Origin of the sequence: Microvenator marinus (assembly GCF_007993755.1) — a bacterium.
GTDB classification, from domain to species: domain Bacteria; phylum Myxococcota_A; class Bradymonadia; order Bradymonadales; family Bradymonadaceae; genus Allomicrovenator; species Allomicrovenator marinus.
In genome coordinates this window covers 3,734,853-3,746,146 of record NZ_CP042467.1, presented here as the reverse complement: position 1 = coordinate 3,746,146, position 11,294 = coordinate 3,734,853, and the positions used below count along the sequence as shown (strand labels likewise).

Annotated in this window: 7 protein-coding genes; all 7 read right to left on the bottom strand. The window is 56.1% G+C overall.

All coding sequences use genetic code 11. The features are described from left to right. Positions 1–33 precede the first annotated feature (33 nt). The gene (locus FRD01_RS15325) at positions 34–3,126 is read right to left on the bottom strand and encodes an efflux RND transporter permease subunit (protein ID WP_146961135.1); all 3,093 of its coding nucleotides are present in this window, start codon (positions 3,124–3,126) and stop codon (positions 34–36) included. After that, positions 3,123–4,286 carry an efflux RND transporter periplasmic adaptor subunit gene (locus FRD01_RS15320; protein ID WP_146961133.1) on the bottom strand — a complete coding sequence of 388 codons (1,164 nt, stop codon included), beginning with the start codon at positions 4,284–4,286 and terminating at the stop codon, positions 3,123–3,125. The genes FRD01_RS15325 and FRD01_RS15320 overlap by 4 nt, the downstream gene beginning before the upstream one ends. Further along, a complete protein-coding gene (locus tag FRD01_RS15315; RefSeq protein WP_249755658.1) occupies positions 4,283–5,542 on the bottom strand; it encodes a TolC family protein in 1,260 nt (419 codons plus the stop codon). Before FRD01_RS15315 ends, FRD01_RS15320 begins: the two co-directional genes overlap by 4 nt. Positions 5,543–5,694: 152 nt before the next feature. After that, positions 5,695–6,303 carry a hypothetical protein gene (locus FRD01_RS15310; RefSeq protein ID WP_146961129.1) on the bottom strand — a complete coding sequence of 203 codons (609 nt, stop codon included), beginning with the start codon at positions 6,301–6,303 and terminating at the stop codon, positions 5,695–5,697. 25 nt (positions 6,304–6,328) lie between these two features. Continuing rightward, a complete protein-coding gene (locus tag FRD01_RS15305; protein WP_146961127.1) occupies positions 6,329–7,852 on the bottom strand; it encodes a protein phosphatase 2C domain-containing protein in 1,524 nt (507 codons plus the stop codon). Further along, positions 7,849–8,775: an FHA domain-containing protein gene (locus FRD01_RS15300; protein WP_146961125.1), complete on the bottom strand. Its 927-nt coding sequence runs from the start codon at positions 8,773–8,775 to the stop codon at positions 7,849–7,851. Before FRD01_RS15300 ends, FRD01_RS15305 begins: the two co-directional genes overlap by 4 nt. Positions 8,776–8,812: 37 nt before the next feature. Then, the gene (locus tag FRD01_RS15295) at positions 8,813–11,260 is read right to left on the bottom strand and encodes a DEAD/DEAH box helicase (protein WP_146961123.1); all 2,448 of its coding nucleotides are present in this window, start codon (positions 11,258–11,260) and stop codon (positions 8,813–8,815) included. Positions 11,261–11,294 lie beyond the last annotated feature (34 nt).

Genomic DNA, 11,294 nt, shown 5'->3' with positions numbered 1-11,294 from the left:
CCAAGCGGGCTCCGTCCGCTTGGACACGAACGACTACTTCTGCCTAAACTTCTCCAAGAGGAGCTCCACCGAAGTGTAGAGCACGGGGATGATGATCAAAGAAATGGCGGTGGACGTAATCAACCCTCCCACCACCACGCGGGCCAGAGGGGCCTGGGTATCTCCACCCTCAGCGTAGCCGATGGCGACCGGCAAAAGGGCGAGGATTGTGGTGGTGGTGGTCATCAAGATTGGGCGCAGACGTCTCTGAGCGCTCACACGCACAGCTTCCAACAACTCCATGGGTTTGTGCCCCTCACCACCCCTGCGCATTAGATTGATATAATCTATGAGCACGATCGCATTATTCACGACAATACCCGTCAAAACGATGCAGCCCATGAAGGACTGGATGTTGAGCGTGGTGCCGGTGAAGAAGAGGGTCAAGAACACACCGATTCCCGCGAAGGGTACAGAGAGCATGATAATCAAAGGCTGATGGAAGCTCTCGAACTGCCCCGCCATGACCATATAGACCAGCAAAATAGCCAGGATAATGCCGATTAGAAGACTCTGGAACGTCTTCTCCTGCTCTTCGGTCTCACCCGTCACGATCACCGAAAAATTGTCTGAGTGCTCGAGTTCACGCACGCCTGCACGGATGTCCTCGGCAATCGAGCCGAGGTCTCTATCACCCGTGAGCTGAGCGTTCACCATAACGACACGGTTCTGGTTCAGGCGCTCGATCACCAGTGGCCCTTCGACCTCTTCGAACCTCACGAGGTTCCTCAAAGGCGTGGTTCCATGATTAGGCACCACTATCGGCACCTCCATCATGGCCTCAAGGCCACGGCGCTCGTCCTCACGCAGCTGGACAATCACCTCAAACTCATCCCCATCATCTCGCAGAACGGTGGCACGAGTACCTTGCAAAAGCGTTTGTAACTGGCCCGCAACGTCCGAGTAGTTCATCCCCATGCCGGCGATCTTGGTGCGGTCTGGAATAACACGGAGCTCGCGCCCACCGGGCTGACGGCTAACACGAGCGCCGCTCACACCCTCGGTATCCATCATCACCTTCTGAACTTGAGAGGCGAGCCGGTCGCCTTCGTCAAGATCGTGGCCTCGCACTTGAACTTCCAGGCGCTCACCACCTCCGCGGAGCACGCGCAGAATCCAGAGACCACCACCCGCAAAGACACGCACGGTGCCTCCGGGAATCAGCCCCTCTAGTTTTGGACGAAGTTCATTCGCGATATCCTCACTGGAGCGCGTACGCTCGGTCGGAGGAACAAGAGTGGCCTCAATTCGCGCCGATTCACCACCAGAAGTCGAATAGAAGCCCGGCGTACCCACAACCGTCTGCAGATTCATGAGCTCGGGAACTTCGGCGATCACCACTTCTTCCATCTTCTTGATGGCGCGCTCCGTGACCTCGATTCGTGTTCCCACAGGGAACTCAAAGTTTACCCGAACTTCCGACTGGTCCTCTTCAGGGAGGAGTTCCGAGCCGATGAAAGGCACCACCGCAGCCGAAGCAGCCAGCATCACCACAGAGACGACCATCGTGGTTTTTCGCCAGTTCAAGCACACATTCAGGAAGGTGGCGTAGTACTTTTCCAAAGTAGCCAGGAATCCCTTATCAGACCCCATCTTCGTGCCCTTCTTGAGGAATCTAGAGCTCAAGACGGGAATTAGTGTGAGAGCGACCGCCAACGAACAGATCAGCGCAAAACTCACCACGAACGCCATCTGACCGAAGAAAATAGAAGCAAAACCGGTAAGGAAGATGACCGGGACGAAGACCACCAGGGTGGTAATGGTTGAGGCAACAATCGCGCCCGCAACTTCCTGGGCACCATGAACCGCCGCGTCCATGGGCTCTTCGCCCTCTTCGTATTTTCTGAAGATATTCTCGAGAATCACGATCGCGTTGTCCACGAGCATACCGATACCAAGCGCCACACCACCAAAGCTGATGAGGTTGAGCGTGATGTCAAAAGCGTACATCAGCGTGAACATACCGATGATCGAGATCGGAATACCGGTCGCCACGATCAGAGTGGACCGAATGTTCTTCAAGAAGAGTAGAAGCACCATGATCGCCAAAAACGCGCCGATGAGCACCGAATCGCGAACGTTGGAGATCGAATTCTTGATGTAGTCCGAGGTATCGGTGAGAACTTCGAGCTGTAATTTGCCTTGATAATCCTTGTTGATCTCAGCGACCTCAGCCCGAACGCGATCGGCAACAACCACGGTGTTCGCACCGGATTGTTTGGCGATATTCACCCTCAAGCCGGGTTGCCCGTTGATATAAACCACGTTGTCAGGATCCTCGAAGGTATCGATGACATCAGCCACATCTTTGAGATAAATCGGGTAGGAACGCCCATCCCACTCCGTGCGAATCGCGACGACCATATCCTGGAAGTCGCGCACGTTCTCGGCTTCACCCACGGAACGAACGAGAACATTGCTATCGAATTCTTCCACACCACCGGCGGGAAGATTTCTATTGTTCTGCCGCAGCGTCTGAACCACGGTCTCTGGAGAGATATTGAGAGCTCGGAGGCGGTCTGAATCCAAGAGGACGTGGATTTCGCGGCGCAAACCACCGCGCGTCTCAGCCTGCGCTACACCCTCTACACGCTCCAACCTAGGGCTGAGGTCACGTTCAGCTATCAAACGCAATGTGGGCTCATCTAGCGTGCCACTGAGGCCCAAATACATGATGGGAAAGCTTCCCAGATTGAATTTGTACACAATCGGGGCGTCGGCCTCCTCGGGAATCACATCACGAAGGCGCTGCACCACAGCGCTTACGTCCATCATGGCGGTGTCCAAATCGGTGCCCCAGATGAAGCGCAACGCCACGCGGCTTCGCCCTTCAGCAGAGAAACTCTCGATCCGGTCAATGCCCTCAACGGTAGAGAGCGCCTGCTCGATCGGGCGTGTGATGGTGGTCTCGATTTCCTCGGGACCCGCCCCATCGTAGGTCGTTACGACTGAAATACTCGGAAAGTCGATCTCGGGAAGCAGGTCGATCTGAAGACGAGTGAACGAAACGGCACCCAGAATCAAGATCCCCACAAAGACCATGGTGGTTAGAACTGGGCGATAAACGGCGAAACGGGAGAGGTTCACGAGTCGTCCTCCTCTAATTCTTGAACGAGCTGTACCTTTCCTCCCTCAACGAGTTTCTCATGACCGCGTAGCACGATGGTTTCACCGGCTTCGACACCTCCAAGTATCTCGGTTGCGCTTCTATTCTTAAGCCCAGGTGTTACGGTGATGCGATGAGCCTTGTCATCTTTGACGGTCCAGACATAACGGGTTCCGTCACGGTCTTTGAGAACCGCCTGGCTAGGCGCGATCAGCGCTGAATCCTTGGACGAAAGCACGATTTGCGCGCGGGCGTACATTCCCGGCTTGATCCGGTCCCAGGAGTCTGGAGCGGCGTCAGCAGGCAGCACATCGATCCGCATGGTTCGGGTCTGTGGATCTACCGCTGGGGCGATTCTCCCGACCTTTCCGGGCACGGACTCACCGCCAAGGGCATCAACACGCACCACAACCGGCATCTCGGTGCTGATCATGCCGGAGTCGGTCTCGGCGACTCTCAACTGCAAGTAGATATCCGAGTCATCCACAACGCGGAAGAGCTGTGTTCCAGCCATCACGTGGTTTCCAACGTCTACAAATCGCTCGGCAACAATACCGTCAAATGGCGCCTTAACCCGAGTATCCTGAAGGCTTACACGGCCAGTCGATAGGCGCGCTTGATTCTGCTGCACGGTCGCCTCAGCCACATCAATGCGCTGCTGCGCCACCGAAATCTGCGATTTCAAGTCTTCGATCTCTCGCTCGGTCACGAGGTTTCGGGCGAGCAATGGCTCGCGCCGCTGTAGATCGGCTTCCAAGTTGGCCTTTTGCGTTCTAGCCTCTTCCGCACTCGCCCGCGCCACAGCCACGCTCGCCTCAAGCTCTCTAACCCTCTGCTGATAAGTCACAGGGTCGATCACAGCGAGTACATCGCCCTTCTTGACGGTATCACCGAGCCTGACGTTGATCTCTTTGACCACGCCCGTCACTTCGGCCGATAGATTCGCCATTGCGTCTGTAGCAAACTCACCACCGTAATCTCGCACAACTTCAAACGGAGCCTGGGCCAACACATGCCCTTGGACCGTGGCGGCAGGGGCAACCTTCATTCCTTTCTTGGCGGACTGTGCCGACGCGGGTGCACCCTCGGATTCGCACCCCCAAAGAGCCAGCGCTGTGGCCAAGATGATCAATCGTCTCATTTGTTAATACCTTGTGTGAATCTGTACCGTGAAGCCGCCAGGTCGGCCTCGAGCTCCGATTGTACCAGACTCAGCTGAGCCCTGAACAATTCGTCACTTGCCTCGGTAACTTCAATACTCGTTGCAAGCCCTGCGTCAAATCGTGCGTTTGCCATATCGTAGGCGTTTTGCGAAACCTCAACGTTTTTCTTCGCCACCTCAATCGCCTCATTCGCAGCCCGCCAGTCGCGCATCGCGCGGACCTGATCAGCGCTGACATTGCGCTCAAGGTTAGAGAGCTCCAATCGGGCGATCTCCGTCTCGATGGAAAGCTGTTCCGCACGTGCCCAACGGGCTCCACCATCGTAAAGAATCCAGTTCAGATTCAGGCTCACCGCCCAGAGAAACGTATCCGGATTGGACAAACTTTCAGGACCCACTCGCCCTGTTCCCCTGAGCTCCAGCGTCGGAAAAAGGCTCCACCAAACCGAGGACTCTTGCTTCTCGATGGTCTGGATAAAAATTTCTTCGGCCTCCAAGTCTCTACGAGCCTCAAGATTAACGCCACCATCAGGCAATGCCAGCCTCTCAGCCTCGGAAACATTCGCACGGAATTCGCCGTTTAGCTCCTTGCCCATGAGCACGGCGAGCGCATCGGAAGCGTTCCCCAGACGAGCCTTCGCGTTCACCAAGGTTTGCTCTGCGACTAGCACCTGTGATTCAGCCCGCGCCGCGTCCAGAGGAATCGCGATTCCCTGTTCCGCCAACGCCTTAGCCCTGTCTGCATAGGCCTGTCTCAACTTCACGGTGGCTTCGGCAATTTCGAGCTCCCGCTCAGCAGCCGCAAGCTCATAAAAGGCCTGCTCCACCTCGAACCCCAGTACATGACGCCCCCACTCACTCAACTTCCGGGTCGCTTCCTCTTGGAGACCAGCCTCGGAGTAAAGAGGGTACTGCCGACCATCAAAAAGCATGATCGACGCATATGCGTTGCCACCCCAATCAAATCTTGGGGTGATCACCCTGCCCTGGAGCTCTACCTCATTCGCATTCAGCGTACCGCTCAGACCGAGCCCCACCTCAGGGAGCAGACCCGCCAATGCCTGGCGGCGGATGGTCTGCGAGCGCTCGATGCGCTTCTCCAGAATCTGAAATTGCTCGTTCGCTTTCACAGCTTCGGCGCGAGCCTCTTCAATACTCAATCGCTGCTGAGCACCCAAGCTGAGGGGAAGGGTCACGCTGATCGCCACTACCAGCGATATTAGTCCTGATCTCACAAGGCTCCTTTTACTCATCCATTCTAGAAACACGAAGTTTCGCGCGGCGCTCAAACAGCAACTTTTAAGCGGCTTATTCCGCAAAAACGATGCCCGAGGCACTTTCTTTAGACGCACCAAATCTCACATGGGCGCAAAATTGGCGTTTTCGATTAGTTTCTGGCGAGTTGGGCCCGCGCTCTTTCATCCTTTTGAATCCGCTCTTTGGCTGACTCAACCTGCTCAACGCTGAGCTCTTGAACTTCATCCGCCCCGGTGATCGGAAAGAGTAGATCGAGCGCGGTATAGGCCATGGTATGAAAATTCATCAAGGTAGCGGTATCGCGCTTAATCGGATGTTCCTTGATCAGCTGCACGATCGCTTCGTGTTGCGCCCCAATATTGACCTCTTTTGGGTCCAGAACCAGACGCCGAAGCCTTGGATCTGAGTTCACCACCAGCATCAAATCAGGCCCCGGATCGTGAGGGAAAAACTTCAGACAGAACCGGCCGAGACCATCTGTTTTTGTGGTCAAGAGCGTCTCTTCAATCTCAAAATCAGGGGTGGCGCGGGCGAGCACAACCTCGAGATCGGCCCTTCCCGGGAACATCTCGCCGCGAAGCAAGACCGGCGAATCTTCAGCCTTTTGCTCGGCTTCTGCGGCACCCGCGCAACTCACGGACTCCCACCCACTGAGGCTCGTGCTCTCCTCGGTAAGAAGCGCCTCAGGGTCAAAGAACTCGCCCTCGACTTCTATTTCAGGTTCTTCTGGCGGAGCCACCGGCTGGTTCTCACACCCCGAGAAACTAAAGAACGCGCACAACCACAACGCTGACGTTATCGCGTCCAAGGCGCTTGAGCGCGAGCGATGAGACCGCTTCAGCGATCTCCTGGGACGTGTCGTATCGAAGCGCAAATTCAAGAATCTCATGGTCCTCTACCTCACCGTGGGCACCATCGGAGCTCAGGATATAGATGTCATTGACCAGAACTTCAAAGGCTTCTTTCGTGTCAATTCGGTCAAACTCCACCTCCGATGAGGTGCTCAGAAACCGAGAAATGGTGCGGTGCGATACGTCGTTCTTGTCCGCCTGCTCGGGCGTGAGCTCCCCGAGTTTTGTGAGGATATTGGCCAGAGTATGATCCTCTGAGAGCGGATGAATCGCCTCGTCGCGCACCAAATATGCGCGCGAATCCCCAACATGCGCCACGCTCGCCCTTCGGCCCGCAATGAGTAGCCCCGTAAATGTGGTGCCGCCACGGTTGTTGTGCGGGTCCAACTCACCATCCACCGCGAGCTGTTGCCCAACCACCTTCACGATGCTTCGCGCAAGCTCTTCGGGCTTTTCTTCGATGGCATCAACCCCATAGCGCGACCAGGCCCTAGCGAAAGCCGAACACGCCGTATGAACGGCCTGGCCACTCGCCCGCTCTCCGTCTTGAATGCCGCCTATTCCATCCGCGACGCAGAAGAAACCGCTCGTCTGCTTTCGAGATCCACAAATCGAGTTCAGCTCGATATAGCCGCACGAATCCTGATTATTCTTACGGAAGAGATAGTTTCCGACCGTAGAAACCTGTCCAACTTCGAGCCGCAACGAGCGCACTAACTCGTGATGAAGTTGGTGGAGGCCCTCCGTCAGATCCTCCGCGTCTACGTACGCAAGGTCCCCGTAGGGAGACACGCAACCGGCCAGAACTTGCGGCACTCCGGGGTGATTCGCGGGATGCCCCGAAAGAGCGCCCTTTTCCTGCAACAGGGCCGCCATCTCGTGCCCCCCCGGATAGGGCTCTTGGCAAAACACCTCGTAGAGGAGCTCGCCGATCAGGCGCATATCGCGCCACGCAGCTTCGATGGCGGGCTTTCGTGCGAGATGAAATCGGGGCATGGAGGCGATGAAGAGCTTTGAAGAATCTGGGTCCATCAAGAGGTTGTGCCGTCGCACGCCTTGCATCCAGCCGCTTCGTTGATGAACTTCACCGAGTGCCTCGGCGAGCTCCATCAAGCTGAGCGTGGCAACTTCCTTTGGCGTGGACCGCCAACGCTCCTCAGCAAAAGGTCTGTATGCCTTATCGAATCCCTTCAGAAGAACAAAGGCTTCGGTCGGCGTCTCAAAAACATCCACGACCTCGGGAAGACACGGGTGCGAGATATCCTCGAGCACCCTGGAAACATCATCGGCCCAAGCGTGGTTGCCTACCCAACAAAATCGCGGCGAGGGACCATCTAGCAAAAGTGTGAGCGCATCTTCATCTGTCGGCCCTACGGCGCCACGTACGGTCCACGAACTTTGCCCCAACTCCAACTTCGAGCCTGGGAGCCATCTCATGTGTCACCTCGCACCTTTCGCTCCCGCATCGCCTTCTCTTCGCGCCAGTTTACGATCGCGGGGAGTTCAACGGTTCGTCGATCGACCAACAAACGAATATTGGAGGGGTGATGGAAATGAAAGAGAACCGAGCCCAGACCGAGTTCATCTGAGGGCATCAAAGGCGTAAGACCTGAGACTTCGACCCGGTTTACATAGGTACGCTGCCTTGGCGAGAGTGGATTTAGAAACCAGTTATCCGTGTCGGTCTCCCTCCAGATTTCTACGTGCCTAAACCCGATATACTTTCTCTCCTCGTCCACCAAACCAGCTAAATCCCAGTCTGGGCGTTTGAGGCGGCGCTGTCGATCACTGTGAATCACGTCGGGAAAGGACCTACCTATCAGGGCCTTCTTGCCGCTCGTATCGAGCTGGAAAAATGGACCACAGGCCGCGCCTGCTCGCATCAGAAAGAGTGATGGCGTCTCGACGCTTAGCAATAGGGCTTTCTGCGCCTCTTTCCACGCGGCAAGGCTCGTCCCGCTGCGCCGAAACACAAAGTCGACCACACCTAATTTGAGGGTGTCGCCGTCTCGGATATCCGCCCAAGCCCGGGTGTCCACCAAAGGCTCGCCATTTAGGAGTGTGGTCGCCGCCGGGGAGAGATGCCTGACTTTCCACTCTTCGGTGTCTTCATCCAAGCTAAAGCGTACGTGTGGAGCCGAGATTCGATAGAGTTCGTGGTCGACCAGACCATCGATATGGAGATCTACGGGCCCGTGTTGGGGATGGAAACGCCCCGCGTAGACGTCGACTCCGTGGATTTCAACGACGGTGTCTCGGGGACCGTGGAGGCGCGCAAGAGGGGGCACGCGATGCGCGCGATTCAGGTCGGGGTGTACTGTTTCCCGCCAACCCCTCAGTACGTCTAGGTCAAAGCTCATTCAATCCTCGGGCGTATCCTAGCCTAGCGCAGATACATTAGTTCACAAACGCTAGACGCCCTAGAATTTTCTCTGCTGAATCTTTGACACTCCCTGAGTCCTCCGGAGGACCGACGCACGAAGGACACCCACGATCGCACGGACACCGCTGGATTAGGTCAAGGGCGAGTCTCATAAACGGCCTTTGATCCTCGTAGAGTCCTTCTCCAAATCCCACGCCGCCGGGGAAGCGATCGTAGATAAATATGGTGGGATCGTAGAGGACCGGCCCGACTCTGCCTTGTTCGCTGGAGTGTGCTTGGCCGGAAGGCGGCGCAATCCCATCGAAGGTGTGTGCCACGCCGTCTTTATCCCTCAAGGTAAGTCCATCAAAGCCCTTCGAAAGCCACGAATCGTCTTGCACACTGCCGATCGTAATCTGCAGGTCACGAGGGTCACACATCAACTTCAAGCTGGCCGCGGTGCGCATGACTTCACTGATTCCGGCAACGGTACGTGCCCATTGTGTAGGGTCGTTCGCCAAATCAGGGAAGTCTTCAGCCCGAAGCTCCAGCCAATACGACGTTGTATGGAGCTCCAACTCAGGCAGATTTAGCTCGCCGTAGCCTACGTTCTCGCCCGTCCCAAACTTGATCTTTTTATACCCCACAAAACGGTCAGTCACGGCCACCTCGCCGTGCCCGATTCTGCCGGGCGGGACGTGTTTTTCGCCAAAGACTTCTAAGACCTTCACAGCCGCATAATGCATGGCGGTGGTGTAGTACCCGTCATTGCTCTCACGGACATAGGCACGCCGCTCGTCGTAATCCAGACGCTCGACTCGATAAGGCTCGCCTGAAACCTGATAGACAGCATTCGGATAGATCGTGGTGTGTGCGCTCTCGAAGTCCACTTCAGCCAGAATCTTCGGCTCATCACGGGTGATGTCCACCACCACAAAGTTCTCGTCGGCGATATTTCTGAGATTGATCTCACTTGCAGGGTAGTTGTCGGCACACCATTTCCACTCACCGTTGACCAATTGAACGACATGCGAATGCCCTTCGAGAAACTCCATAATTTCCCGTGTTTGTTCCGCATCGAACCCGCCAAAACTCTCACCGTCACGAATTGAGAGCTCAAACGTGGCGCACTTCAGATGCTCGACGATAATCCTCAAATTATCCGGCCCGATTCGTGCCGACTCCGGCGAACGCTCAAAGAAATACTCCGGGTTCTGGATGATGAATTGGTCAAGAGGATCGTCTCCCGCGATGACAATCGAAACTGACGTGCCACCGGAGCGCCCAGAACGGCCGATCTGCTGCCAGGTAGAGGCCACGGTGCCGGGATATCCAGCGAGTATACAGACGTCGAGAGAGCCGATATCGATGCCGAGCTCAAGGGCGTTTGTAGACACCACACCGAGCACACTTCCGTCCCTCAACCCTCGCTCAATCGAGCGCCTAAGGTTTGGCAAATAGCCACCTCGGTAGCTCGCCACGCGGTTGTGGAGCCCAGGCGAATTCCGGTCGGATTTGAGCCGCTCTTTGAGGCGGTTGATCAAAACCTCAACCGATTGACGACTTCGCGTAAACACGATGGTTCCACACTCTTTGGTCAACACCGTTCGGGCTAGAGAGCCCGCGGCCGAAACTGGGCTTTGACGCCGCATCTGAGCCGGATCAGTGATTGGGGGATTCATGAAGCAGACGAAACGCTCCGATGCGGGTGCCCCATTTTCAGTCACACACTCAAAGGGCTCCTCGGTCAGACTCTCGGCCAACTCCTTGGGGTTTGCGATGGTGGCGCTCGTACAGATGAAGACGGGCTCGACCCCGTAGTGCCGAGCAATGCGCATCAGGCGCCGAATCACGTTGGCCACGTGCGAGCCAAAGACCCCACGGTAGGTGTGTAGCTCATCAATGATGACGTATTTCAAGCCCCTAAAAAACGGGATCCACATCTTGTGGTTGGGCATGATCGCCGAGTGCAACATATCCGGATTGGTCACTACGAGGCGCCCGCTTCGACGAATGCGTTTACGAACATCGGGTGGCGTATCCCCGTCATAGACTTGGGCCTCCCACGTATCATCGTGGTCTGGAGCGTGGCCCATCAAGGTATTGAGTTCAGCACACTGATCCTGGCTCAACGCCTTAGTTGGGAAGAGATAGAGCGCGTTATAACCCTGATAGAGACTGTCCAAAACAGGCAGGTTGTACGCGAGGCTCTTGCCACTGGCAGTGGGCGTCACGAGCACCACATTCCGGCCCTCAATCGCGTGCTCAATCGCCGCAGACTGGTGCACGTAGAGGTCCTTAAAGCCGCGCGCCCTGAGCATCTCCTTCAGTCGCGCGTCCAGCTTTTTGGGAAAACCACCCCATTTTGCTTCCCGCGCAGGGATATGATGAATCGTGGTAAAAGCTCGGCCCGGACCGTTTCCAGCGCGCCAATATTCGATCAATGACCGAAGTTCGTTCTGTGAATTCTGGGCTCTACGCATACTTCCCTCATGTGCATGCCCATTTAACTGAATA

Coding starts and splice junctions, on each gene's coding strand:
- FRD01_RS15320 (WP_146961133.1), bottom strand. CDS start 4,286: ATGAGACGATTGATCATCTTGGCCACAGCGCTGGCTCTTTGGGGGTGC.
- FRD01_RS15295 (WP_146961123.1), bottom strand. CDS start 11,260: ATGCGTAGAGCCCAGAATTCACAGAACGAACTTCGGTCATTGATCGAA.
- FRD01_RS15305 (WP_146961127.1), bottom strand. CDS start 7,852: ATGAGATGGCTCCCAGGCTCGAAGTTGGAGTTGGGGCAAAGTTCGTGG.
- FRD01_RS15300 (WP_146961125.1), bottom strand. CDS start 8,775: ATGAGCTTTGACCTAGACGTACTGAGGGGTTGGCGGGAAACAGTACAC.